The organism is Streptomyces sp. NBC_01454, from assembly GCF_036227565.1.
GTDB lineage: Bacteria > Actinomycetota > Actinomycetes > Streptomycetales > Streptomycetaceae > Streptomyces.
Map to the genome: position 1 here is coordinate 7,268,918 of NZ_CP109460.1, position 24,471 is coordinate 7,293,388.

Sequence of the window (24,471 nt, forward strand, 5' to 3'; positions counted from 1 at the left end):
GCCATTGGGAGACTGTCGGGCCGACGTGCGACGATGTGCGGCATGTCGCAGCAGCGCCCCGATCGGAGCAGCCCGAAAGCGTCCGCCGCGCGCCCCGATGCGTCCATGTCGCTGCTGACCAACGTGATGGATCACAGCCTCGACGAGGGATATGCCGAGGCCGCCGCGCGGAAGTCCGAAACCGGGGTGCGCGGTCTGCCGCGTACCCTGCGCGCGAAGCTGGGGCTCGCCGCCGGACTGGTGCTCGCCGCGGTCGTGGTGACGGTCGGGGCGGCGCAGGCGCAGATATCGGCACCGACGCTCGCCAAGGAGCGCGAAGAGCTCATCCACCGCATCCAGACGGGCACCGGCGAGGCGGACAAGCAGCAGCACCGGGTCGACGCGCTGCGCGACGACGTCAGCCGGATGCAGCGCGAGGCGCTGAAGCAGCACGGCGGGGGCAAGGCCGAGCTGCTGGGGCTGCTGGCCGGTTCGACGCAGGTCACCGGGCCGGGGGTGAAGCTCGTCGTGGACGATGCCAAGGGGGCGGAGTCCAGCGGCGGCGGACCGCGTGAGAGCAGTGGTTTCTCGGACACCGGGCGGGTACGCGACCGGGATATGCAACGCGTCGTCAACGGCCTGTGGGCGTCCGGTGCGGAAGCCATCTCCGTCAACGGACAGCGGCTTACGTCACTCTCGGCGATCAGAGCCGCAGGAGACGCCATACTGGTCGACAACAAGCCGCTGGTGCCGCCTTACACGGTGCTGGCGGTGGGGGACGGGCAGCGGCTGAGCACGGCGTTCCAGGACAGCGCCGACGGCCAGTACCTGCATGTGCTGCAGGAGAACTACGGCGTCCGCACCAGGATTTCCGCGGAGAGCGAGATCACGCTGCCGCCCGCGCCCAGCTTGATCGTTCGTACCGCAAAGCCGCAGGCCGGTGCCGCCAAGGCGGACGGCGCCGACACAGGGAAGGGCACATCGTGATCGCCGTACTGGGCCTCATCGTGGGAGTCGTGGTCGGACTTGTCGTCCGTCCCGTGGTGCCGACGGTGGTCGAACCCTACTTGCCGATCGCCGTCGTCGCGGCGCTGGATGCCGTGTTCGGCGGTCTGCGCGCGATGCTGGACGGCATCTTCGACGACAAGGTCTTCGTGGTCTCCTTCCTGTCGAACGTGGTCGTCGCCGCACTGATCGTCTTCCTCGGCGACAAGCTGGGCGTCGGCGCCCAACTCTCCACGGGTGTCGTCGTGGTGCTGGGCATCCGGATCTTCTCCAACGCCGCGGCGATCCGCCGGCACGTCTTCAGGGCGTGAGACGGATGACACCGGACGAGAACCCCCAGCCGGAGAAGCAGCCGGAGCAGTCGGAACAGCCGGAGAAGCCGGGAATGCAGCCCGAGCAGCCGGAGCAGCCGGAGACGGAACAGGGCCAGGACCACGGCCCGGCCGGCCGGCGGCCGATGCCGCCCGAGAGCCCCGGCGCCGCCGAGCGGGCGGAGGCCGACGAGACGCCCGAGCCTCAAGAACCGGACAGTGCTGGACAGAAGCAGGACAAAGGGGCAGACTCCTCGACTCCGGACGCGGTTGCGGAGAACGGGAGCGCGGCACGCCCGGCATCCGGTCGGGAGCGGCTTGTCGCGAGTCTGTGGCCGCCCCGCCTGACCCGGGCTCAACTGATCGTTGCGCTGCTGCTGTTCATTCTCGGCCTCGGCCTGGCGATTCAGGTACGTTCCACGAGTGACAGCAGCGCGCTGCGAGGTGCGCGCCAGGAGGACTTGGTGCGCATTCTGGACGAGCTGGACAACCGCTCCCAGCGGTTGACCGACGAACAGCGGCGACTGGAAGGGCAGAAGACCGAGCTGGCGAACAGCTCGGACCAGGCCGAGGAGGCCCGTAAGCAGACCGTGGAGAAGGAACAGCAGCTGGGCGTGCTGGCCGGGACCGTCGCGGCGCAAGGGCCCGGCATCACCCTGACCATCGACGACCCGGCGCATTCCGTCGAGGCGGACAAACTGCTGGACACCATCCAGGAGCTGCGGGCGGCCGGCGCCGAAGCAATCCAGGTCAATGATGTCCGGGTCGTCGCGAACACTTCGCTGTCGGACGTCCGTGGTGGTGTGGGGATCGACGGCAAGCGGGTCACTCAGCCGTACCGCTTCAAGGTGATCGGCAAGCCGGAGGATCTGGAACCGGCGCTGAACATCCCCGGCGGAGTGGTCCAGACTCTGGAAAAGGAGCAGGCCAAGGTGTCTGTGACCCGTGAAAAGAAGATCATTGTGGACGCCTTGCGAGAGGCGAAGCGGCCTGACTACGCTCGGTCGTCGTCGCAGTGAGGCGTACAGGTATGTCGAGTGTCCGGCGAGGGCATGAGGTAGCGGGGGGTCGACGCACCGTGCGTGTGGTGTGTGGTGGAAACTGTCTGAAGGCCACGGACGTTCACAGGATGTCCGGATGGGCCGGTGTGTGCATCGAGGGTTCGTCCTGCCCCACGGGCGGGTCTGTTTCGTTCAAGGGGAATCGCCCGTGAAGTTGTTTGGAAAGCTGTTCGGCAAGAGCGCACGCCAGGAGGGCGGCAGCGGCTCCGCGCGGCACCGTGCTCCGCGCCAGCCCGATGAGAGCGGCGCGGCCGAGGACCGTCCGCTCTTCCGTGACGAGGTCGGCGGGCCGTCCGGGGGGCACGGCGCGGGTTCTGTTGACCCCTCCGTGCCCGGCCGCATAGGTTCCCAGGAATCATCGGCCGCACGCACGGGTGGAGGGTCAGCCTTGCCGGTTTGTACGAGGTGCGGCAGCCGGAACGCCGAGGCGAGCCGGTTCTGCTCCAACTGCGGTGCGCCGCTGCGACCGGGCGCCCAGCCCGAGCGGGCTTCCGAGACGACCTCGACCATCTCCATTTCGGGGCTGGAGGCCTACGACTCCGAGGCGACGGGCCAGAATCTGTCGCCCTCGCTGTCCCCCGAGGCCCAGGCGGCCGTCGACGCCCTCCCGCTGGGGTCGGCGCTGCTGGTCGTCCGCCGGGGTCCGAATTCGGGCAGCCGCTTCCTTCTGGACGGCGAGCTGACGACGGCGGGCCGGCATCCGCAGGGCGACATCTTCCTCGACGACGTGACGGTCTCGCGTCGCCACGTGGAATTCCGCCGCGGCCCGGACGGTCTCTTCACGGTCGCCGACGTCGGCAGCCTGAACGGCACCTACGTCAACCGTGAGCGGATCGATTCCGTCGTCCTCGCCAACGGCGACGAGGTCCAGATCGGCAAGTTCCGCCTGGTCTTCTACGCGAGCCAGCGAGGCGCCGGTATCTGACCGGCCGGGGAAGGCATATGCGCCATACACCGAAAGGCGGTGCCGGCCCGTCCGGCACCGCCTCCTCGGACGGCAAGCCGGTGAGCATCGGCACGGTGCTCACCCGGCTGCGCGAGGAGTTTCCCGAGGTCACCATCTCCAAGATTCGCTTCCTGGAGGCCGAGGGGCTGGTCGAGCCGAAGCGCACGCCTTCCGGATACCGCAAATTCACGCCCGCGGACGTGGAGCGGCTCGCGAACGTCCTGCGGATGCAGCGGGACCACTATCTGCCGCTGAAGGTCATCCGCGAGCACCTGGACGCCCTGGAGCGCGGTGAGCAGGTGCAGCTGCCCGCTCCGGCCACTCCGTCCCGGGACCTGGTCGAGGGCGTGTCCGAGCCGGGTGCGGAGCGTCCTACGGCTGCCCGGATCGGCCGGGCCGAGCTGCTGGCCGCCGCGGAGGTGGACGAGGCGACACTCGCCGACTGGGAGTCCTACGGACTCATCGTCTCCCACGCGGAGGGCGGATACGACATCGAGGCCGTCACGGTGGCCAAACTCGTCGCCGACCTGGGCCGCTTCGGTCTCGAACCGCGGCATCTGCGGGCGGTGAAGGCGGGCGCCGAGCGCGAGGCGGGCCTGGTCGAACAGGTCGTTGCACCCCTTCGGCGGCACCGTAACCCACAGACCAGGGCGCACGCCGAGGCGACCGCCAGGGAGCTGGCAACGCTGTCCGTACGGCTGCACGCGGCCCTTCTGCAGACCGCTCTGCGGGTCCGGCTGTAGCGGGCAAACGACTGCCCGACTACCCAAACCGGCCGGGCACGTCCTAGGGTTGCTGTGTGAACGAGCTCGACGTCGTGGGTGTCCGGGTGGAAATGCCTTCCAGCCAACCGATCGTGCTCCTGCGGGAGGTGGGAGGCGATCGTTACTTGCCCATTTGGATCGGGCCAGGGGAGGCCACCGCCATCGCCTTTGCCCAGCAGGGCATGGTCCCTGCCAGGCCGCTGACGCACGACCTTTTCAAGGACGTGCTCGAAGCGGTGGGCCAGGAACTGACGCAGGTCCGCATCACGGATCTGCGCGAGGGGGTTTTCTATGCAGAACTCGTCTTCGCGAGCGGAGTCGAGGTCAGCGCGCGTCCGTCGGACGCCATAGCGCTGGCGCTGCGCACCGGTACGCCGATCTTCGGTACCGACGGTGTGCTGGACGACGCGGGGATCGCCATCCCGGACGAGCAGGAGGACGAGGTGGAGAAGTTCCGCGAGTTCCTCGACCAGATCTCGCCCGAGGACTTCGGTACCAACAGCCAGTGATTCCGGCCGGTCGAACCATCTGTTTTCGGCCAAACAATGAGCCGTTCCCCGTTTCGGGTCACGAGAAACCACTCGTAGGGTGATTATCACTCGGCGTGGCGAGCGCGGCGATCGTTGACGCACCCCGAGTGACTGCATACCGTCGATATGGCAGGTCCCGTCCGGGACGTGGAGGACGGAGGGCGGCGTGGCAATCACCGGCGACGGTATGGCGGCGGAAGGGGCGTTGCCGCTCCACTCGGGCGCGGCAGCGAACCATGCCCCGGCACCGGCCGCGGCGGTGTCGGGGGACTGCGAGGCGCAGAACATCGGCTATCGCGGCCCGACCGCCTGTGCGGCAGCGGGCATCACCTATCGGCAGCTCGACTACTGGGCGCGTACCGGCCTGGTGGAGCCGAGCATCCGGCCGGCGTACGGCTCCGGCACCCAGCGGCTGTACAGCTTCCGGGACGTCGTGGTTCTCAAGATCGTCAAGCGGCTGCTGGACACCGGGGTGTCGCTGCAGAACATCCGCACCGCCGTGCAGCACCTGCGGGCGCGGGGGCTGGCGGATCTGACGCGGATGACGCTGATGAGTGACGGGGCGACCGTCTACGAGTGCACCTCACCGGACCAGGTCGTGGATCTGCTCCAGGGCGGCCAGGGCGTTTTCGGGATCGCCGTGGGCGTGGTGTGGCGGGACGTGGAGGGCGTGCTGTCACAGCTCCATGGGGAGCGTGTGGACACCGGCGAGACGCTGATCGGGAAGAACCCGCACGACGAGCTGGCGCGACGGCGCAACCGGGCCGGCTGAGTCCCCGGCAAGGTGCGCGGCCCGGCATCGGGCCGATTGTCAGTGGCATGGGGCAGCATCGGAGATGTGAGACCTGCGCCGACGATCCTGCATCTGGACATGGATGCGTTCTTCGCGGCCGCCGAACAGGCGGCCAAGCCGAGTCTGCGGGGCAAGCCCGTGGTCGTCGGCGGGATCGGGGTGCGCGGAGTGGTCTCCACGGCCTCGTACGAAGCCCGGGTGTTCGGCGTCCGCTCGGCGATGCCCACGGCCCAGGCGCGCCGGCTGTGCCCCAACGCGGCCTATCTGGCCCCTCGCTTCACGCTGTACCGCCAGGTGAGTGAGGCGGTGATGGAGCTGCTGCACGCCCTGTCGCCGCTGGTGGAGCCGCTCAGCCTGGACGAGGCGTTCGTCGATCTGGAGGCCGGCGGGGTGCCGGCCCGGACCGCTGCCGTACGGGCCGTGGGGGAGCGGCTGCGGCGCGATATCCGGTCCACCACGGGGCTGACCGGCTCGGTCGGGCTCGCCGGCGCCAAGATGCTGGCGAAGATCGCGTCCGAGGCGGCCAAGCCGGACGGCCTGGTGGTGATCGAGCCCGGCACCGAGCGGGAGCTGCTGGATCCGCTGCCGGTGCGGACGTTGCCCGGGGTGGGTCCGGCCACGGCCGAGACGCTGCGCCGGGCCGGGATCCACACGGTCGCGGAGACCGCGGAGGCCGGCGAGGCCGAGCTGGTCCGGCTGCTGGGCCGGGCGCACGGCGCCGGGCTGTACGCGATGGCGCTGGGCCGGGACGACCGCCCGGTGGTGGCCGAGCGGGACGCGAAGTCGATCTCGGTCGAGGACACCTTCGAGGTCGATCTGACCGACCGGACCCGGGTGCGCAGCGAGATGCTGCGGCTGGCCGACCGCTGTGTCCAGCGGCTGCGGGCGGCCGGGCGCTCCGGGCGCACGGTAGTGATCAAGGTGCGGAACTACGACTTCTCGACGCTGACCCGCTCCGAGACGCTCCGCGGGCCCACCGATGACCCGGCGGTGATACGGGAGGCCGCCGTGCGGCTGCTGGAGATGGTGGACACCACGGGCGGGGTGCGGCTGCTGGGCGTGGGGGTCAGCGGGCTGGCCGACTTCACACAGGAGGATCTGTTCGCCCAGCTGGCGACGGAGCGGGAGGCGCGAGAGGCCGAGGAGGCCGCGGGGGCGGCGGAGCCGGCCGATGGCGGCGGGCGGGCGCAGGAGGCCCAGGAGGAGTTGCCGCGGCGCTGGCACCCGGGCCTGGACGTGGTGCACGAGGAGTACGGTGCCGGCTGGGTGCAGGGGAGCGGAGTGGGGAGAGTGACCATCCGCTTCGAAACGCCGTGGTCCGCACCGGGAAGGGTGCGGACCTTTGCTGTCGAGGACCCGGCGCTGCGGCCGGGGGAGCCCCTGCCGCTGGTGGGCGGGGGGCCGGCGGATGCTCAGTCGTCCGAGCCGGCGATCTTGCCGAAGTCGCTGTCGCCGGATCCGGGTGAGGACACCGGATCGGTCGGGGAGGAGATATCCAGCCGGTAGTGGTGGTAGAGCTGGAGTTCTTGCTCGGGGGAGAGATGGCGGCCCACGCCGAAGTCCGGCGCGTCCTTGATCAGCTTGCGGTCGTAGGGAATGTGCAGGCCCTCACCGACCATTTTGCTGGGCTCGAGGGGGACGAACGCGTCCCGGCTGAAAAGTCCGGTGCGCACGGCCGCCCACTCCGGTTCCCCCGTCGCGTCGTCGAGGTAGACCTCGTCGATCGTGCCTATTTTCGCGCCGTTCCGGTCGAACGCTTTGCGGCCGATCAGGCTCCGGGGATCGATATCGGTTTGCACGGCCCCTCCAATTGGTCGCAACTGCCCTGTGACAACTACCAAACGGCACATTTCATGCCCTGGCCACTCGAAGGATCCTTCGACTGCTGCGCTGGTAGGCTGGCGAATGGCCGTAGACCCCGTGCGGGAGAGTCCTTGTCGTTCGCGACCAGGGCGCCGAAGGAGCAAATCCTCCCCGGAATCTCTCAGGCACACGTACCGCATGGACGAGGTCACTCTGGAAAGCAGGGCGGGCCTCGGAAGGCACAGCTCCGGGACCCCTCCTCACCGACGGTGAAAGCCGGGCCGCCTCGCGCGGGCCGGTGAAGCTCTCAGGTTGAGATGACAGAGGGGGAGGGCCGTCCGGGCACCCGCCTCGTGGTGCCCCTCGTAGGTCGCACCGACCAGGAGGCCCCCGCAGATGACCACCAATCGCATCTCCTTGACCGAGCTGGAAAGCGGCACCCCCTTCGCGCGCCGGCACATCGGTCCCGACCACGAGGCGCAGGCGAAGATGCTCGCGCACGTCGGTTTCGGTTCGCTGGACGAACTGACCGCCACCGCCGTACCCGACGTGATCAAGAGCACGGAGGCGCTCGGCCTGCCGCAGGCCCGTACCGAGGCCGAGGTCCTGGCGGAGCTGCGCGACCTCGCGGACCGTAACCAGGTGCTGTCGTCCATGATCGGACTCGGCTACTACGGCACCTTCACCCCGCCGGTGATCCTGCGGAACGTGATGGAGAACCCGGCCTGGTACACCGCGTACACGCCTTACCAGCCGGAGATCTCGCAGGGCCGCCTGGAGGCGCTGCTGAACTTCCAGACCATGGTCGCCGAGCTGACCGGGCTGCCCACCTCCGGCGCCTCCCTGCTGGACGAGGGCACCGCCGCGGCCGAGGCCATGTCGCTGTCCCGCCGGGTCGGCAAGGTCAAGCAGGGCGTCTTCCTGATCGACGCCGACTGTCTGCCGCAGACCGTCGCCGTGATCCGGACCCGCGCCGAGCCGACCGGCGTGGAGGTCGTGGTCGCGGACCTGAGCGAGGGGATCCCCGCCGAGGTCGCCGAGCGCGGTGTCTTCGGTGTGCTGCTGCAGTACCCGGGTGCCTCCGGCGCGGTCCGCGACCCGCGCGGCGTCATCGAGCAGGCCCACGAGCTGGGCGCGATCGTCACCGTGGCCGCCGATCTGCTGGCCCTGACGCTGCTGACCTCGCCCGGTGAGCTCGGCGCGGACATCGCCGTCGGCACCACCCAGCGCTTCGGCGTCCCGATGGGCTTCGGCGGCCCGCACGCCGGCTTCATGGCCGTGCGCGACCAGTTCGCCCGCAGCCTGCCCGGCCGCCTGGTGGGCGTCTCCGTCGACGCCGACGGCAACAAGGCCTACCGCCTCGCGCTGCAGACCCGTGAGCAGCACATCCGCCGCGAGAAGGCCACCAGCAACATCTGCACCGCGCAGGTGCTGCTCGCCGTCATGGCCGGGATGTACGCCGTCTACCACGGCCCCGAGGGCCTGCGGACCATCGCCCGCCGCACCCACCGCTACGCGACCATCCTCGCCGAGGGCCTGCGGGCCGGCGGGGTGGAGACCGTGCACGGCGCCTACTTCGACACCCTGACCGCGCGGGTGCCGGGCCGGGCCGCCGAGGTCGTCGCCGCCGCCCGCGCGGCCGGGATCAACCTCCGGCAGGTCGACGCCGACCTGGTCGGTATCGCCTGCGACGAGACCACCGGACGCGCCGAGCTGGCCGGGGTCTGGGATGCCTTCGGTGTGCGGGGCGACATCGAAGAGCTCGACGCGGCCGTCGCCGAGGCGCTGCCGCAGACGCTGCTGCGCGGCGACGACTACCTCAGCCACCCGGTGTTCCACCAGTACCGCTCCGAGACCGCGATGCTGCGCTACCTGCGCACCCTCGCCGACAAGGACTACGCGCTGGACCGCGGCATGATCCCGCTCGGCTCCTGCACGATGAAGCTGAACGCCACCACGGAGATGGAGCCGGTCACCTGGCCCGCCTTCGGCCAGCTCCACCCGTTCGCGCCCGCCGGCCAGGCCGAGGGCTACCTCACGCTCATCCAGGAGCTGGAGGAGCGGCTGGCCATCGTCACCGGCTACGACAAGGTCTCCCTCCAGCCGAACGCCGGCTCGCAGGGCGAGCTGGCCGGTCTGCTGGCCGTCCGCGCCTACCACCGTGCCAACGGTGACGAGCAGCGCACGGTGTGCCTGATCCCCTCCTCGGCGCACGGCACCAACGCCGCCAGCGCCGTGATGGCCGGGATGAAGGTCGTCGTCGTCAAGACCGGCGAGGACGGCGAGGTCGACGCCGACGATCTGCACGCCAAGATCGAGAAGCACCGTGACGAGCTCGCGGTCCTGATGGTGACCTACCCCTCCACGCACGGCGTCTTCGAGGAGCACATCACCCAGATCTGCGCGGCCGTGCACGACGCCGGCGGCCAGGTCTACGTCGACGGCGCGAACCTCAACGCGCTGGTCGGGCTCGCCGAGCCCGGCAGGTTCGGCGGCGATGTCTCGCACCTCAACCTGCACAAGACCTTCTGCATCCCGCACGGCGGCGGCGGCCCCGGTGTCGGCCCGGTCGGCGTCCGTGCCCACCTTGCGCCCTATCTGCCCAACCACCCGCTGCAGCCCGCCGCGGGCCCCGAGACGGGCGTCGGGCCGATCTCCGCGGCTCCCTGGGGCTCGGCCGGCATCCTGCCGATCTCCTGGGCGTACGTCCGGCTGATGGGCGGCGAGGGCCTCAAGCGCGCCACCCAGGTCGCGGTCCTGAGTGCCAACTACATCGCCAAGCGGCTGGAGGCGCACTACCCGGTGCTCTACACCGGTCCTGGTGGCCTGGTCGCCCACGAGTGCATCATCGACGTCCGGCCGCTGACCAAGGCGACCGGCGTGAGCATCGACGACGTCGCCAAGCGGCTGATCGACTACGGCTTCCACGCGCCGACGATGTCCTTCCCCGTGGCCGGCACGCTGATGATCGAGCCGACCGAGAGCGAGGACCTGGACGAGCTGGACCGCTTCTGCGACGCGATGATCGCCATCCGGGCGGAGATCGAGAAGGTCGGCTCGGGGGAGTGGGACAAGGGCGACAACCCGCTGCGCAACGCCCCGCACACGGCGGCCACGCTCAGCGGCGACTGGACGCACCCCTACACCCGCGAGGAGGCCGTCTTCCCGGCCGGCGTCGATGCCGCCGAGAAGTACTGGCCGCCGGTGCGCCGCATCGACGGCGCCTTCGGTGACCGTAACCTCGTCTGCTCCTGCCCGCCGCTGGACGAGTACGACAGCTGATCCCCGCAGACAGCATCAAGGGCCCTCGGCAGGTGTGCCGGGGGCCCTGGTGTGTCGCGTGCCGGACGGTCGCCGGTCAGGCGGCGGTGGCCCGGGTGCGGTGCGGGGCGATGACCTGCCCGTCCGGTAGCAGTTCACCGGTGTCCTCGAAGAGCAGGACGCCATTGCAGAGCAGGCTCCAGCCCTGCTCCGGGTGGTGTGCCACAAGATGGGCGGCCTCCCGGTCGGTGGAATCCGCTGACGGGCAGGGCGGTTGGTGCTGACACATGGAAGTTGTCTTTCGCTGCGGAGTGGTGAACGTCGTCGTGCGGCGCGATGAGGTGTTCATGGCCGCTCCCCCGTTTCCTTCGGTCGGTCCCAGTGTTGCCCCACGGACGGGATTCCGCAGGGATTTCGCGGCAGCGGTACTCACTCGGTACTGACGCGTCACCCGTGCGGGCGGTTGCTCTCAATTGCACGCTTCCCCAAGAGGGTTGGCCGTGGCGTCCACGGGCTAGTCCGCGTGGGTGAGCGCGACAGCGTGCCCCGTGGCCGGAAGGGGCCACGGGGCACGGACCGGCGGGACGGCGGGCGCCGGTGTCCGGGTGGGGCGGGAGCCGATGCAGGGGGTGGAGTGGAGCCGATGGGGTGGGGTCAGGCGGGTTCGCGCAGGAGCGGGGCGGGGGCCAGCCGCAGGGTCAGCCGGGGGAGCAGATCGGCGAGGCGCTGCGGGCGGTGCGCGGCGATCCCCGGCGGGGCGGGTGCCAGCGGTACCAGCAGGTCACCGGCCGCGGGCAGGCCCTCGGTGCCGTCGGAGGCGGTGTCGTGATGCAGCCACAGCGTGAGCATGTACAGCTCGGGGACGGACAGCAGGCGCGGCTGGAGGGGCGCGGTGAGGGCCTCGGCCTGGGCGAGTGCCTGCTCGGTCGCGGCGACGTAGGGGCCGCCGCAGAAGCGTGCGAAGGTCCAGCCGTCCGGGGTGAGCCGCGCCTCGGCGGTCGCCACGGCACGCTCTCCGCCACGGACCAGGAACCGCCAGCCCGCCAGTCGGGTGTGCGGGGTGCCGCCGGGCCGGCTGATGTCGTCCCAGACGTGCACCGGCAGCGGGTGATCGGGGCTGAGCGGCCCCTGATGGGTGCGGAGCGCGGAGACCGGGGCCTCGCGGACCGCGGTGGGGGAGCCGAGGGCGCCGAGGACGCTGCGCAGGGCGGGCGCAGGGGCAGGGGCGAGGAGCAGCGGCATGGTGGGTCGCCTCTCACTTCGGAGACACGGTGGAGCGCGGCGGGTGCAAACGGCGCTGTCTGCGGGCGGGGTCAGAGCGTGGCCGGCCGGGGCTGCGGCGCGGCGGGGTCGGCCGCGGTGCCCCCGTGCCGGTGGAAACACCGGGACACTGGGCGCCAAGTCTCTGCCTCGTCAGCGGAGTTTATACGACGTATGTTCTGAAAGAGTTTCGGCTAGCGGCCTTGTGGATTTTCGGCAAGGTGAAATCCAGACCGCTGCGCGAGGTGTTTTCCGCCGCTTTGTACGGAGGTTTCCGCGGCCACCTTGCATTCCCCGGCCGACGCGGTAGGCCGGATCTCGTCGGCTTTTTCCGCCGGAGAAATGCGGGCGGCGCGCGCCGCCCGGATATGCCTGGCGGGCATGCCGGAGGCTGCATCACTTCGAGCCTATCGTTACCCGCCCGCGCCGGACGCGTTATCGATCAGATTGCCGGGGCATCATCGACCGTAGCGCGAGCCCCGGCGGTGCCGGGGACGGCCCCAAGCAGCCCGTGGTCGCGGGCCGTTCACTCGAGGAGGGACCCTTCGATGGGGGAGAAGGTCGCCGCGGACGGGATCGACCTCGCGGACCGGGAGCGTTATCGAAGAAAGCTCCACGAGTGCCTTGAGGGATTGCAGAGACTCCTGAGGGAGAAGAGGTTCGACCGGCCCAGAAATCTCATGGGCCTGGAGATCGAACTCAATCTCGCCGGCGCCGACGGGCTGCCCCGCATGATGAACTCTCAAGTCCTTGAACGCATCGCCAGCCGTGATTTCCAGACGGAACTCGCCCAGTGCAATCTCGAGGTCAACATCCTGCCGCACCGCTTGAGCGGCCGGGTGCTGGACCAGCTCGCCGAGGAACTCCGTACGGGCCTCGCCTATGCGGAACGAAAAGCCCGCGAGGTCGCCGCCAGGATCGTGATGATCGGCATTCTGCCGACCCTGCACGCCAACGACCTCACGGCCGCCAGCCTCTCCGAGAACGACCGCTACGTCCTGCTCAACGACCAGATGCGGGCGGCCCGGGGGGAGGACTTCGCCCTCGACATCCGGGGTGTGGAGCATCTGGTCTCCCGCTCGCCCTCGATCGCGCCGGAGGCCGCCTGTACGTCGGTCCAGCTGCACCTCCAGGTGACACCGGGCCGCTTCGCCGCCGTCTGGAACGCGGCCCAGGCCATCGCCGCGGTGCAGGTGGCGGTCGGTGCGAACTCGCCGTTCCTCTTCGGCCGTGAGCTGTGGCGGGAGTCCCGGCCGCCGGTGTTCCAGCAGGCCACCGACACCCGCTCGCCGGAGTTGCAGGCCCAGGGGGTGCGTCCCCGTACCTGGTTCGGCGAGCGCTGGATCGACTCCGCATACGACCTGTTCGAGGAGAACCTGCGGTACTTCCCGCCGCTGCTGCCGGTGTGCGGGCCGCAGGAGCCGCTGCGGGTCCTCGAGGAGGGCGGGGTGCCCGACCTGGCCGAGCTGTCGCTGCACAACGGCACCGTCTACCGCTGGAACCGTCCCGTCTACGCGGTCGCCGACGGTGTCGCGCACCTGCGAGTCGAGAACCGCGTGCTGCCGGCCGGCCCCACCGTCGACGACGTCATCGCCAACACCGCCTTCTACTACGGACTGGTGCGGACCCTGGCCGAGGAGCCGCGCCCCGTGTGGAGCCGGCTGCCGTTCGCCGCCGCGGCCCGCAACTTCGACGTGGCCTGCCGGCACGGCATCGACGCCACCCTGGACTGGCCCCGTCCCGGGCGGGCCGGTGGCCTCACCGGCATCCCGGCCGTACGGCTGGTGCGTACGGAGCTGCTGCCGCTGGCCGCCCGGGGGCTGGATGCCTGGGGAGTGGAGCCGGCCGACCGTGACCACTACCTCGGCATCATCGAGGAGCGCTGCCGGCGACGGGTGAACGGGGCGTCCTGGCAGGCCGCGGCCTTCCATCACGCCCGGCGTCAGGGCCTGGACCGGGATGCCGCGCTCGCCGCGATGACCCGGCGCTACGGCGAGCTGATGCACACCGGGACACCGGTGCACACCTGGCCGGTCGCCTGGGCGGTCGGCGGGCGGTCCGCCGTGCCGGGGCCGCGGCAGGCGGCGACCGAGGGGGCATAGCGGAGCGGGAGGGCGAGCGGGGGGGCGGGCTCAGCGGGGTCCCTTGCCGCCCGCGGTGACGACGGCTTGAGGATCACCCGCTGGATCTGCGACGGGTCGTCGACCCGGTGGGCCGAGCGGCCGGTCGCGGCCACGATGCGGTCCAGCGCGGAGAGGTCGGCGTCCGGACCGAGCCCGAGGGCGATCAGCGGCACCGGCCGCTCGGGGTCGGCGAGACGCGTCAGCCGGGCGACCAGGGAGCCGAGGCCGATGCTGCCCGCGTCGTCGTGGGCGCCGTCGGTGACGAGGACCAGCGCGTTGACCTTCCCGCTCGCATACGTCGCGCGGGCCTGCTCGTAGGCAGCGAGTGTGGTGTCGTACAGGCCGGCGCCGCTGCGGGCCACCGGGGTCAGCGAGTGGAGTGCGGCGGTGAGCGTGTCGCGGTGGGTGCCGCCGCCGGTGACCCGGTCGCCGAGGCGGCCGGTGGGTGACACCTCGGTGTAGTCGCTGGCGCCGTCCAGGAAGGTGGCGAACGTCCACAGCCCGAACTCGTCGTCGGGCGTGCAGGTGGCCAGCGTCCGGAGCAGCGCGTTCCTGGCGAGTTCCATCCGGGTCCGGCCGCCCCGGCCCGGGACCGGGGTGCCCATCGAGGCCGAGGCGTCCACGACCGTGGTGAGCCGGGTGCTCTGCACGGTGACCGTCCACATGCCCATCAGCGCCTGGAGTTCCTTGCCCGTCGGCGGATCGGCGGGGCCGGCGGAGGCGGGCTGGGGTGCGTGGCCGCCGGCCCTGCGGACCACGGTGGGGTCGGCGCTGCCGTTGCCGTCCCCGAAGCCGTGTGCCCGCAGAACGCGCTGCCCTTCGGCCTCACCCAGCAGGGTCATGAAGCGGTTGGCGGCGCGGCTCTGCCCGGGTCCCATCTCCTCATCGTCGACCAGGACGTAGGGGTAGTCGAGGCGGGCCGCGCCGTCCCGCGGGTAGAACAGGTCGAGACGGGGGCTGCCGGCCGACGCGGTGTTGTGGGCGTACGCCGCCGGCTCGGACAGCAGCAGCGAGCGGTTGCGGCGCGGATTCTTCCGGGCGGCGGCCGAGCCGTCCCGCGGAAGGGTGGCCGTCACCGCTCTGTCGCCGTCCGCGACCCGCTGGTGGAGGAGTTTCGCGGCCGCGGCGGCCCGGGTGCCGGGGGCGCCTTCCGTGCCGTCGGCGGCGCCGGTGCGGGCCGGCGCGAGCAGCCCGGTGGCGCTGCGGGCCGGGTCGGCGATGCCCAGCCGCAGCGCGCCGGCCGAGGCCGCGGCCCGGGTCAGTTCCGCCCAGCGGTAGGTCCTGGCCGGCCAGCCCAGGGACGTGGCGGCCGTGGGGACGGCGCCCAGCACGACCGGGGACGAGGCGAGGGTGGCGGCGATGGTCAGGGGGTGCCGCGCTCGGCGCCGACGCGAGCTGTCCACAGGCTGGAATCCGGTATCCAGACCTGGAATTCGGGGTCGGCCGGCCGCTGGGCGAAGGCGTCGGCGAGGTCATGGGCGGCGCGTGCGGTGATCTCGACGTCCAGACATGCGCCGTCGGTGCGTATCGCACCGTCGCGGGCCGTCCGGGCCACCGTTCGAGCGCCGGGGCGATATCGGGCGCGGTGGCCACCGCCAGCCGCGTCGAGTTGCCGTCGCAGGGCCCGCCGAACGGGAGCAGACCGCTGCGCAGCGCCACGACCGAGCCCGCCACGACGGCGAGCGCGAGGCCGCAGGCGAGGACGAGAGTGCGCCGGCGGGCCGGCGGGCGGGACCCCGTGATCGCCGGTGCGAAGCCGTCGGGCAAGCTGTGTTGTCCCCTTGCGGTAGCGCCTCTCCTGCTCGGGCTCGATCGGCACGCGAGGGGGAGAGAGGGAAGCACGCCCTGCGGAGGGCGCCTTCCCCGGCCTGTCGCGCGCGATCTTCGTACCTGCTGTCGAGACCCTAGCGGGGCGGTGGTGACGAAGCGGCGGTAATGCGGAAGTGGAGGAAGCGTGCAGTCGGATACAAGTCCCGTGGCCGATGCGGATGTTCCGGGCCAAGGTGCCGGTACGGGGACGGACGGGGCGCCGTCCCGGAGCATCCTGCGGAGCGAGACGCTGATCGTGCTGGCGCTCTCGCTGGGTGCCAGCGCGCTGTCGGCGCTCATCAGCTTCCTCGGGTCGGTGACCAAGCCGGGCGGCCTCAAGCACCAGGCGGCGACGCTCAATGCCTCCCATGCGCCCGGCCGGCCGTGGCTCGATCTGGCCTGGCAGCTGTTCGGGATCGCGACGGCGCTGGTGCCCGTGGTGCTGGTGGCGCACCTGTTGCTGCGGGAGCGGGCCGGCGGGCTGCGGGCGATCGGCTTCGACCGCCGTCGGCCCGGCTTCGACCTGAGTCGTGGGGTGGGGGTCGCGGCCGTCATCGGCGGCAGCGGGCTGCTGCTCTACCTGGGCGCGCGGGCGGCCGGAGCGAATCTGACGGTGGTGCCCGAGGCTCTGCCCGAGGTGTGGTGGAAGATTCCGGTCCTGATCGCCTCCGCGGTGCAGAACGCCGTCCTGGAGGAGGTCGTGGTCGTCGGATATCTGCTGCGCAGACTGGGCCAGTTGGGCTGGGCGCCGATGGCGGCGCTCGCGGCCAGCGCGGTGCTGCGCGGTTCTTACCACCTCTACCAGGGCATCGGCGGCTTCTTCGGCAACATGGTGATGGGCGTGCTGTTCGTCCTGCTCTACCGGCGGTGGGGCCGGGTCGGGCCGCTGGTCGCCGCGCACGCCCTGATCGACATCGTGGCGTTCGTGGGCTACGCGGTGCTCGCGGGCCGGGTGGGGTGGCTGCCGACGGGGTGAGACGGGTGTGACGCGGCGGCACCACAGGTGCCTGCCGCGCCTCCCGAACCCTCCGGCGCGTGCGCCCGCTCAGCCGGTGACCAGCAGCTCGCCGTCGATGACCGTGACCGCCGAGCCGGTCAGCAGCGTCCGGTCGCCGCGCAGCTCGGTCCGTACGTGGCCACTACGGGCGGCGCCCTGCAGACCGATCAGCGCGGCCCGGCCCAGGCGCGCCGACCAGAACGGTGCGAGCGCGGTGTGCGCGCTGCCGGTGACCGGGTCCTCGTCGATGCCCACCGCGGGGAAGAAACAGCGCGAGACGAAGTCATGGCCGCCGGCGGGGTCTTCCGCGCGCGCCGTGGCGATCACGCCGCGGCCGCCGTGCCCGGCCAGCGCCTTGAGGTCGGGCGACAGGGCGCGGACGGTTTTCTCATCGGCGAGTTCGACCAGCAGGTCCCCGACATCGGGGCCGGTGTCGTACGCGGAGCGGATCTCGCAGCCCAGCGCCTCCGCGACGGCCGGCGGCACCTCGACGGGGGTGAGCGGAGCGGTCGGGAAGTCCATGGTGATTGCCCCGTCGGGGTCGGCCGTGGTGGTCAGTACCCCGCTGCGGGTGCGGAAGCGGACCGTGCCGGTGGCCGTACCCGTGGTGTGCAGGACATGCGCGGTGGCCAGAGTGGCGTGCCCGCACATGTTCACCTCGGCGGCGGGGGTGAGCCAGCGCAGCGCCCAGTCGGCGTCGCCGCCCCGGGGCAGCGGGTGGGCGAAGGCGGTCTCGGAGAGATTGACCTCGGTGGCGACCTGCTGAAGCCAGGCGGTATCGGGAAAGGCACCGGAGTCGAGGAGCACGACTCCCGCGGGGTTGCCGGTGAACGGACGCGTGCTGAAAGCGTCGACGATACGAATCCTCATGCCCGCGAGCGTAGAGGTGCCGCAAAGCCGCAGGCCAAGGCCAATCCGAGAGAACTGGACGGGTCCGGTGCGGCGCGCCGGCGGCCGTCCCCGTCAGGAGCGCGAGACGGTCGAGGCGGGATTTGCCGCACCAGTTCGGCGAGCCGGTGGGGAAGCCCCGCCAACTCCGGCCAACTCCCGCCAACCTCCGCGAACTCCTGTGCACTCAACCCACCCGCCAGTAGCATCCGACCGGCCGGTAGCACGTCGCCCAAGCAGCCACCCTCGAAAGGGTCTCCTGCATGCGCTTGATCTCCCGTGTCGCCCCCGCCGCCCTCGCCGTGGCCGCCCTCCTGCTCGGCGTCCTCCCCGCGCAGGCCCAGGCCCACCCCGACCGCGCCCCCGACCGGGTCACGGTCGGTGAGCGCACCTTCATCGCCGACGGCCAGGGCCGCGCGCTCCAGTGGCGCGGCTTCAACCTCGCCGACAAGAGCAGCCGAGGCACCCACGCGTTCGCCGACATCCATGAAAGCGACCTCAAAGACATGGCCGCCCGGGGCTTCAACCTCGCGCGCCTCGCGTTCTTCTGGGACGATCTCGAACCCACCCCGGGGCACTACGACCGCGGCTACCTCACCAAGATGCGCCGCATCCTCGACTGGGCCAGCCGCTACCACATCAAGGTCATCCTCGACGCCCACCAGGACGTATACGGCCCCCACTTCGGCTCCCGCGGCATCCCCGACTGGGCCACCCGCGACGAGGGGTTGCCGTTCTCGCAGATACCCGACGACTGGTTCTCCGAGTACTTCGAGCCATCCGTACAGACCGCCTTTGACCACCTGTACAAGGACGCCGACCTCCGCGCCGCGCACGCGCGCATGTGGATGACGGTCGCCTCCGCCCTGGGCCGGCACCCGGCGCTGCTCGGCTACGACCTGATGAATGAGCCGTTCGCGAAGTTCCTCGAGGGCGAAGACCTCCCCTCTGCCGCGGCCCGCTTCGAGGCCACCGAGCTCACCGAGCTGTGGAACCGCCTTGCCCGGGCGATCCGCCTGGTCGACCACAGGTCGTGGGTATTCGTCGAACCAACTGTCATCGTCGGTGTCGGCGTCCCCACCCGGATGGGCCACATCGACGACCCGCACGCCGGCTACGCGCCGCACTTCTACGAGACCGCGATGGAAACCGGCGCCGACTACGACCCCAACGGCACCTTCATCCCCGCCTACGAGGCCGCGATCAGCGACTACCCGACCCGTCACCGCATGCCGGTGATCGTGGGGGAGTGGGGCGGCAACCCCTACGTTCCGCACGCAAGCCAGTTCGTCACCGACATGACGGCCTCCCTGGACCGCTTCTCCAGTGGCTGGACGTGGTGGCAGTGGTGCCGGGGCGGCGGCTACTGCTTCCTCGACCAGAAGGGCGCCGCGAAGCCCAACGCCCAGCTGCTCGTCCAGCCGTATGCGCGGGCCGTCGCGGGCAACCCGCTCACGTTCGCATACGACCCGGCTACCCGCATCTACACGCTCACCTTCCGCACCCGCGACAACGCAGAGGGGCCCACCCTGATCACCGTGCCCAGGGACACGTACCCGGGCGGCTACCGCGTCGATGTCCAAGGCAGCAAGGCCAGTTGGGACGACCACGGCCAGACCGTCAGCGTGTGCACCCACGGCAGGGCCGGAGCCACCTACCGGGTCACGATCAGCCCGAGGTAGCCCACCCGATCCGCTCGGGGGCTGCGGCCCGCGGCCCCCGCATCAAGTGACTGTCGGCCCGCACGGGCCGGTCCCGGCCCGTGCGGCGGCTGCCGCTTCCAGCAGGGACCAGCCGTCGATCTTCACCACCCGCCGCGCCTCCGGCCGCCACCCGCGGGCCGACGCCGCGTCGAGCAGGGCCCGGACGGCGCCGGGTTCGTGCAGGTTCAGGCAGGCGCCCAGGACGTATCCCACGTCACCGGAGCCCAGGGGAGCCCCGCCCGGGACATAGCGGCCCGGGCCCGCCGGGAAGACGATGCGCAGTGAGCCGCTGCTGCCGGCCGGCTGCGGGTACAGCGTGACGGTCTCGCAGCAGGACCGGCCGCTGTCCGCCACGCCGTGGCTGTGGCTGAGTGTCCACAGATAGGCACGCCCGTCGGCGATGAGCCGACGGGGCCTCTTCGGATGGCGGGGCACGAAGCCAATCGTACGCGGGCTGCTTCACAAGCCCCTCTGCGGTGACCCGGCTTCGATGAGCCGCACAGGGCCGGTCGTCGCACTTCGGCGGGACCGGTCAGGGTCCGATGGGACAGGACGCTCCCCGTGACCTGTGACAGTGAAGATGGGCCGTTTGTCACTGAAGTTGGGCCAACGCTAGTTTGTGACAGCGAAGTTGGACCGATGGGGAAGTCGTCAGGCGGGGGATGCGGTGGGGTTACCTGTCCGTGCAGTCGATCAGGCTGTGCTCGCGGGCTTTGAGCTGGACTTTTCTGTCGACGGGGTGCGTAGGCGTCGGCTGCTGCAGACGAGTTGGGATGTTCGGTTCGAGGGGGTGGAGCCCGTCCGTGAGTTCACCTGGCACAAGTACGGTCGGGGCTTCGCGGGCTGGTACTACTCGGTGACCGTACGGGATCACGTCGGCTACGAGTCGTGGCTGGAGCGGGACCGGCTGGTCCTGATGGACCGGGATCCGCAGGTCACGGCTATCGCCTCGCAGCCGTTCTGGCTGCACTGGCACGACGGTGTCCGCAAGCGCCGGCATGCTCCCGACTACTTCGTCCGGCTCGCCGACGGGCGGGCCCGCGTGGTCGACGTCCGTGCCGAGGACGATATGGACGAGGACACCCGGGAGTCCTTTACCGCGACCGAGCGCGCTTGCGAGGCGGTGGGCTGGGAGTTCGCCTGGGTTGGGCGGCCCGATCCGGTGTTCATGGCGAACATCCGCTGGCTGGCCCGTTACCGACGAGTGCGCTGCGGTCGGCCCGCAGTGGTGGCCGACCGGTTGTTGGACGTCTTCCGCGAGCCGAAGGGGTTGTGGGAGGGCGCCGGTCTGGTCGGGGACCGGTTGCGGGTTCTGCCGGTGCTGTTCCACCTGCTGTGGTCCGGTGCCTTGGGAACGGACCTGGTGGGCGGCTTGATGCAGACCGACAGCCTGGTCTGGACGGAGGGAAGCGGATGAGCGGGTTGAGGCGGCCGCCGGCTTTGGCGGTCGGTCACAGGGTCCGGTTCGAGGGCCAGGTCAGGGGGGTTCTCGAGGTCACCGCTCAGGCGGCGGTGGTGGAGGACGCGGAGACTCCGCACCGGGTGGTCGCCTTGATCGACCTGTTCGACGCGGTGGATTTCGAGGTCCTGTTCCAGCCTGAGCGGATGCCGCTGCCCGCAGTCGGGCTGTTGGAGGCATTCCCGCCCGAGGCGGTGAAGCAGGCGCTGTGGTGGGAGGGGCACATCCTGGAGGTCCTGCATGGGCTTGCGCCGGGCGTGGAGCCCGGCTCGGAACCGCGGCCGGGTTACGGACCGGGCTCGTCGGTGACGTCGCGGCAGCGGGTGAAGGCGGCCGAGCTGGCTGTCGCCGGCCACGATGTCGCGGCCAAGACGATTGGCAACCGGCGTCGCCGCTACCAGGAACAGGGCTTGGTCGGGCTGGCTGACCACCGCCCGGTCCGCAAGCGCGCGGAGTTCGGCTCGGTGCCCGAGGCCGTCGTCGAGGCGATGCGGAAGGCGATCAAGGAGGGTGTCGACACCTCGACCCGCAACGGGGCTTACCTGATCTGGCGGACCGGGGAGATCCTGCGGGAATCGGGCAGTGAGCCGGTCGAACCGCCGGCCCGGCGGACCCTCTACCGGCTGCTGGCGAAGCTGACGAAGGGCACCCACGCGACCGGATCGGCGGTCACGCGCCGCTCGAAGGCCCACGGGGCGGCGGCCCCGTTCGGCGAGCTGACGGTGTCGGCTTTCGGAGAGGTCATGCAGATCGACTCCACCCCGCTGGATGTGATGGTCCGCCTCGACAACGGGGTCGTCGGCAAGGTCGAGCTCACCGGGATGATCGACGTCGCGTCCCGGACGCTGTCGGCGGCGGTGCTGCGGCCGACGACGAAGTCGGTGGACGCGAGCGTGCTGCTGGCCCGCACCGTCACTCCCGAGCTGATGCGGCCGGGCTGGGTCGAGGCGCTGAGGATGTCCCGGTCGGTGCTGCCGCACCGCAGGCTGCTGACGTTGGACGAGCGTCTGGAGCACGCGGCGGCCAAGCCGGTCATCGTCCCGGAGATGATCGTCTGCGACCACGGCAAGGCGTTCATCTCCCGGAACTTCCGGGCCTCCTGCCGGTTCCTTGAGATCGACTTCCAGCCGACCCACAAGGGGGCGCCTTTTCAGAAGGGGCACATCGAGAAGATGCTGGGCTCGGTGGCCACGATGTTCGCCCAGTTCCTGCCGGGTCATACCGGCCGCAGCACCGACCAGCGCGGCCGGCACCCCGAGCAGGAGAACCTGTGGTCGCTGCCCGAACTGCAGGACCTGCTGGACGAGTGGATCATCGCGCACTGGCAAAACCGCCCCCACGAGGGCCTGCGCGACCCCGACCACCCGGGGCGGCTGTTCACCCCGAACCAGAAGTACGCCGCCCTGGTCGAGGCATGCGGTTACGTCCCGGTCGCGCTCAGTGGGCAGGACTACGTCGAGCTGCTGCCCGCAGCCTGGCGGGCCGTCAACTCCTACGGCATCCGGATCAACAACCGCACCTACGACAGCCCCGAGTTGGGGCCGATGCGCATGCGCGACTCCGGCGTCACCGCCAAGCGGGGGCTCTGGGAGGTCCACCGCGATCCCTACGACGCCTCCAGGGTCTGGGTCCGCGACCACCGCGGCGACGGCGGCTGGGTCCAGGCGACCTGGAAGTACTTGAACCGAGCCCCGGTCCCCTTCGGAGACCTGGCCTGGGACCACATCAGCCACCAACTGCCCAGGGCCACCGAGGAGGAGCTCGCCCAGGCCGTCGCCGGCCTGCTGACTCGCGCCCACGCTGGCCCCGACCGGCCGGCTGCGAAGAAGAAGGACAGGAAGGCCAGGTCGGCCAAGGTGGTCAAGGCCGAGCGGCGGGTCGCAGCCCGGACGAAGGCCGCCCCGCCCACCGTCCCCGCCCCGCCACCGGAACCGCCGCGGCAACCTGAGGTCGAAGCATCCGCCGAAGACGATGATCTCGCCGAGGTGATCCCGCTCGGACTGTTCAACCCGCTCGAAGACCCCTGGGGGCGCTCGTGACCACGCTGCCTGCCGACGATCCTGATGAGGACTTCGGACGGCAGCTGACCACTCTGCCCGGCTGGCGTGAGTTCGTCGGCGCGTCCCTGAGCGAGCCCATGGTCACGCTGACGAAGGCCGAGTACGGCGCACTGGAGGCGGAGGGCCAGAATGCCTACGACGACGATCGGCTTGACCACCATGCCCGCCTCCAGGTGGTCGCCACCTCCACGGTCCGCTCCACCGTCACCTGCGGGCGCCGTCTGATCATCCTCAACCGCGGGGCGATCAGCGCTCGCCGCGGCCTGATCGTCTCCGGGCCCGCCAACACCGGCAAGACGATCGCTCTCACCCAACTCGGCCTGGCCCACGAGCTGCAGGACCGGCGCCGGCACCCCGGACAGGACGACCGCATCCCGGTCATCTACATCACCGTCCCGCCTGCCGCGACACCCCGCATGATCGCCGCCGAGTTCGCCCGCTTCCTGGGCCTGCCGGTCCTGCGGAGTTCGAACATCACCGACCTCACCGAGGCCGTCGTCGGCGTCTGCACCAAGGCCCGGACCGGGCTGATTCTGGTGGACGAGATCCACAACATTTCGCTGATGACGCGTCACGGAGCCGAAGCCTCGGACACGTTGAAGTACTTCTCCGAGCGCATCCCAGCGACCTTTGCCTACGCGGGCATCGACGTTGAGTCCGGCAGCCTGCTTTCCGGCACCCGAGGAGACCAGATCGCCGCCCGCTTCACCCCGATGGCCACCCACCCCTTCCCCTACAACACCGAGTGGAAGGCGCTGGTCGCTCAGATGGAGGCGAACCTCGTGCTGCACGAGCACAAACGCGGCACCCTGACCCGCCTGGACCGCTTCATCCACACCCGCACCGGCGGCATGATCGGCACCCTCTCCCACCAGATCCGCGGAGCCGCCGTCGACGCCATCCTCGGCCGCACCGAGAAGATCAACAAGGCGGGCCTGCTGGCCGTCGACCTGGACATCGCGTCCCGCCGTCAGCGCCCGGACGCAGGCCGGTGATCCCGCCGGCCGGGGAAAGCCCCGTCGTCCGGCTGCCGTTCCAGGTCCGTCCGCAGAGCGGCGAAGGAGCCCGATTGTTCATCACCCGGCTCGCCCATGCGAACTGTCTTCCGCCCGCCTACCTGCGGAAATACCTCGCCGAGCCGCCCTTGCACCACGGTAGTCCGAGCTGGGACCGCATCGCCGCGGCCGCTGGGCGCGATCCGGTCGAACTGCGGCAGGTCTTGGAGACCATCGAGTGCGAGGAGTGCGGCGCCCCGATGCGGCCGATGGCGAGCTTCGGTGTCAAGCCGCGAACCTGCTCGAAGGCATGTCGGCAGAAGAGATACCGCCGACGCATCCCAGCGGCGGACTGGAAGAAGGTCCCCTGCCGCGTCTGCGGGCAGGCGATGAGGCTCCGGCTTGGACAACGCCGCCACATGTGCTCCTCGCACTGCCGCCGGGTCGCTTTCCAGTTCCGCCAGCGCGGTGAACCACTGCCGCGGCCGCCGAACTCCAAGGCCGACGCCGTGCCCTTCGGCGAGGACGAACTCACCGGCCTCTGCCCGGTCTGCGAAGGACCGATGAACATCGCCACCAGGCGAAAGGCGTGCTCAAGACGCTGCAGTGCCAGGATCGCCCACTGGACCCGCAGCCCGCTCCCGCCGACCGCAACCTGCCGCCACTGCCAGGAACCACTCCTTCCCAGAGCCGACGGCCGGCCCCGCGAGTGGTGCTCGATCGA

General features: G+C 70.8%; 20 protein-coding genes, 1 pseudogene and 1 riboswitch. Of the genes and pseudogenes, 15 read left to right on the top strand and 6 right to left on the bottom strand.

Annotated elements, in window-relative coordinates:
- Positions 1-33: 33 nt before the first annotated feature.
- The 8 genes from OIU81_RS32190 to OIU81_RS32225 all read left to right on the top strand — a co-directional run bounded on the left by OIU81_RS32190 (position 34) and on the right by OIU81_RS32225 (position 6,895).
- Positions 34-966, top strand: coding sequence for a DUF881 domain-containing protein (locus OIU81_RS32190; RefSeq protein ID WP_329155514.1), 933 nt, complete (start codon positions 34-36; stop codon positions 964-966).
- Entirely contained in the window at positions 963-1,295 is a 333-nt protein-coding gene (locus tag OIU81_RS32195; RefSeq protein ID WP_003984969.1) for a small basic family protein, read from the top strand. Before OIU81_RS32190 ends, OIU81_RS32195 begins: the two co-directional genes overlap by 4 nt.
- A gap of 5 nt (positions 1,296-1,300) precedes the next feature.
- Positions 1,301-2,314 carry a DUF881 domain-containing protein gene (locus tag OIU81_RS32200; RefSeq protein WP_329153477.1) on the top strand — a complete coding sequence of 338 codons (1,014 nt, stop codon included), beginning with the start codon at positions 1,301-1,303 and terminating at the stop codon, positions 2,312-2,314.
- Positions 2,315-2,432: 118 nt separating this feature from the next.
- Complete coding sequence (locus OIU81_RS32205) at positions 2,433-3,281, top strand: FHA domain-containing protein (RefSeq protein ID WP_329153479.1); 849 nt, start codon at positions 2,433-2,435, stop codon at positions 3,279-3,281.
- Between the two features lie 17 nt (positions 3,282-3,298).
- Positions 3,299-4,045, top strand: a complete 747-nt coding sequence (gene ftsR / locus OIU81_RS32210; protein ID WP_329153481.1) for a transcriptional regulator FtsR — start codon at positions 3,299-3,301, stop codon at positions 4,043-4,045.
- 56 nt (positions 4,046-4,101) lie between these two features.
- Positions 4,102-4,575, top strand: a complete 474-nt coding sequence (locus OIU81_RS32215) for a bifunctional nuclease family protein (protein WP_006606439.1) — start codon at positions 4,102-4,104, stop codon at positions 4,573-4,575.
- Between the two features lie 187 nt (positions 4,576-4,762).
- Positions 4,763-5,368 carry a MerR family transcriptional regulator gene (locus OIU81_RS32220; protein WP_329153483.1) on the top strand — a complete coding sequence of 202 codons (606 nt, stop codon included), beginning with the start codon at positions 4,763-4,765 and terminating at the stop codon, positions 5,366-5,368.
- A 66-nt stretch (positions 5,369-5,434) separates the two neighbouring features.
- The gene (locus tag OIU81_RS32225) at positions 5,435-6,895 is read left to right on the top strand and encodes a DNA polymerase IV (RefSeq protein ID WP_329153484.1); all 1,461 of its coding nucleotides are present in this window, start codon (positions 5,435-5,437) and stop codon (positions 6,893-6,895) included.
- Here OIU81_RS32225 and OIU81_RS32230 read toward each other — a convergent pair.
- Positions 6,802-7,188, bottom strand: coding sequence for a PRC-barrel domain-containing protein (locus tag OIU81_RS32230; protein ID WP_173909917.1), 387 nt, complete (start codon positions 7,186-7,188; stop codon positions 6,802-6,804). The genes OIU81_RS32225 and OIU81_RS32230 overlap by 94 nt on opposite strands.
- Positions 7,189-7,302: 114 nt before the next feature.
- A riboswitch (glycine riboswitch) is annotated at positions 7,303-7,399 on the top strand.
- A 189-nt stretch (positions 7,400-7,588) separates the two neighbouring features.
- Here OIU81_RS32230 and gcvP point away from each other — a divergent pair.
- The gene (gene gcvP / locus OIU81_RS32235) at positions 7,589-10,474 is read left to right on the top strand and encodes an aminomethyl-transferring glycine dehydrogenase (protein WP_329153486.1); all 2,886 of its coding nucleotides are present in this window, start codon (positions 7,589-7,591) and stop codon (positions 10,472-10,474) included.
- Positions 10,475-10,550: 76 nt separating this feature from the next.
- Here the strand turns inward: gcvP and OIU81_RS32240 are convergent, their stop codons facing one another.
- Together OIU81_RS32240 and OIU81_RS32245 are read right to left on the bottom strand one after the other, a co-directional pair.
- Positions 10,551-10,742 (bottom strand): DUF5999 family protein, encoded by a 192-nt coding sequence (locus OIU81_RS32240; protein WP_329153488.1) that lies wholly within the window; start codon positions 10,740-10,742, stop codon positions 10,551-10,553.
- Positions 10,743-11,107: 365 nt separating this feature from the next.
- Positions 11,108-11,695, bottom strand: a complete 588-nt coding sequence (locus OIU81_RS32245) for a hypothetical protein (protein WP_329153490.1) — start codon at positions 11,693-11,695, stop codon at positions 11,108-11,110.
- Between the two features lie 566 nt (positions 11,696-12,261).
- On the opposite strand from OIU81_RS32245, the gene OIU81_RS32250 reads away from it, so the two are divergent.
- Positions 12,262-13,815, top strand: coding sequence for a glutamate-cysteine ligase family protein (locus tag OIU81_RS32250; RefSeq protein WP_329153492.1), 1,554 nt, complete (start codon positions 12,262-12,264; stop codon positions 13,813-13,815).
- Positions 13,816-13,845: 30 nt separating this feature from the next.
- On the opposite strand, the pseudogene OIU81_RS32255 reads toward OIU81_RS32250, so the two are convergent.
- Positions 13,846-15,603: pseudogene (locus OIU81_RS32255) on the bottom strand (substrate-binding domain-containing protein).
- A 208-nt stretch (positions 15,604-15,811) separates the two neighbouring features.
- On the opposite strand from OIU81_RS32255, the gene OIU81_RS32260 reads away from it, so the two are divergent.
- Complete coding sequence (locus tag OIU81_RS32260) at positions 15,812-16,621, top strand: CPBP family intramembrane glutamic endopeptidase (RefSeq protein ID WP_329153493.1); 810 nt, start codon at positions 15,812-15,814, stop codon at positions 16,619-16,621.
- Positions 16,622-16,690: 69 nt separating this feature from the next.
- Here OIU81_RS32260 and OIU81_RS32265 read toward each other — a convergent pair whose 3' ends face one another.
- On the bottom strand, positions 16,691-17,512 hold the full coding sequence (locus OIU81_RS32265) for a PhzF family phenazine biosynthesis protein (RefSeq protein WP_329153495.1): 822 nt from the start codon (positions 17,510-17,512) through the stop codon (positions 16,691-16,693).
- A gap of 281 nt (positions 17,513-17,793) precedes the next feature.
- Between OIU81_RS32265 and OIU81_RS32270 the strand changes: the two genes are divergently transcribed.
- A complete protein-coding gene (locus OIU81_RS32270) occupies positions 17,794-19,212 on the top strand; it encodes a cellulase family glycosylhydrolase (RefSeq protein WP_329153496.1) in 1,419 nt (472 codons plus the stop codon).
- 42 nt (positions 19,213-19,254) lie between these two features.
- Here the strand turns inward: OIU81_RS32270 and OIU81_RS32275 are convergent, their stop codons facing one another.
- Complete coding sequence (locus tag OIU81_RS32275) at positions 19,255-19,668, bottom strand: hypothetical protein (protein WP_329153498.1); 414 nt, start codon at positions 19,666-19,668, stop codon at positions 19,255-19,257.
- Positions 19,669-19,933: 265 nt separating this feature from the next.
- On the opposite strand from OIU81_RS32275, the gene OIU81_RS32280 reads away from it, so the two are divergent.
- Genes OIU81_RS32280 through OIU81_RS32290 form a run of 3 tightly spaced genes read left to right on the top strand, consistent with a single transcriptional unit; the run spans position 19,934 to position 23,747 of the window.
- A complete protein-coding gene (locus OIU81_RS32280) occupies positions 19,934-20,650 on the top strand; it encodes a TnsA-like heteromeric transposase endonuclease subunit (RefSeq protein ID WP_443073916.1) in 717 nt (238 codons plus the stop codon).
- Positions 20,647-22,731: a Mu transposase C-terminal domain-containing protein gene (locus OIU81_RS32285; protein WP_329331443.1), complete on the top strand. Its 2,085-nt coding sequence runs from the start codon at positions 20,647-20,649 to the stop codon at positions 22,729-22,731. Before OIU81_RS32280 ends, OIU81_RS32285 begins: the two co-directional genes overlap by 4 nt.
- Positions 22,728-23,747: an ATP-binding protein gene (locus OIU81_RS32290; protein WP_329142837.1), complete on the top strand. Its 1,020-nt coding sequence runs from the start codon at positions 22,728-22,730 to the stop codon at positions 23,745-23,747. Before OIU81_RS32285 ends, OIU81_RS32290 begins: the two co-directional genes overlap by 4 nt.
- Positions 23,748-24,471 lie beyond the last annotated feature (724 nt).

What these genes read in the sequence shown, in the direction of transcription:
- gcvP (WP_329153486.1), top strand. Translation starts at nt 7,589, where the DNA reads ATGACCACCAATCGCATCTCCTTGACCGAGCTGGAAAGCGGCACCCCC.
- OIU81_RS32200 (WP_329153477.1), top strand. Translation starts at nt 1,301, where the DNA reads ATGACACCGGACGAGAACCCCCAGCCGGAGAAGCAGCCGGAGCAGTCG.
- OIU81_RS32285 (WP_329331443.1), top strand. Translation starts at nt 20,647, where the DNA reads ATGAGCGGGTTGAGGCGGCCGCCGGCTTTGGCGGTCGGTCACAGGGTC.
- ftsR (WP_329153481.1), top strand. Translation starts at nt 3,299, where the DNA reads ATGCGCCATACACCGAAAGGCGGTGCCGGCCCGTCCGGCACCGCCTCC.
- OIU81_RS32270 (WP_329153496.1), top strand. Translation starts at nt 17,794, where the DNA reads ATGCGCTTGATCTCCCGTGTCGCCCCCGCCGCCCTCGCCGTGGCCGCC.
- OIU81_RS32250 (WP_329153492.1), top strand. Translation starts at nt 12,262, where the DNA reads ATGGGGGAGAAGGTCGCCGCGGACGGGATCGACCTCGCGGACCGGGAG.
- OIU81_RS32245 (WP_329153490.1), bottom strand. Translation starts at nt 11,695, where the DNA reads ATGCCGCTGCTCCTCGCCCCTGCCCCTGCGCCCGCCCTGCGCAGCGTC.
- OIU81_RS32265 (WP_329153495.1), bottom strand. Translation starts at nt 17,512, where the DNA reads ATGAGGATTCGTATCGTCGACGCTTTCAGCACGCGTCCGTTCACCGGC.
- OIU81_RS32190 (WP_329155514.1), top strand. Translation starts at nt 34, where the DNA reads ATGTGCGGCATGTCGCAGCAGCGCCCCGATCGGAGCAGCCCGAAAGCG.
- OIU81_RS32205 (WP_329153479.1), top strand. Translation starts at nt 2,433, where the DNA reads ATGGGCCGGTGTGTGCATCGAGGGTTCGTCCTGCCCCACGGGCGGGTC.
- OIU81_RS32240 (WP_329153488.1), bottom strand. Translation starts at nt 10,742, where the DNA reads ATGTGTCAGCACCAACCGCCCTGCCCGTCAGCGGATTCCACCGACCGG.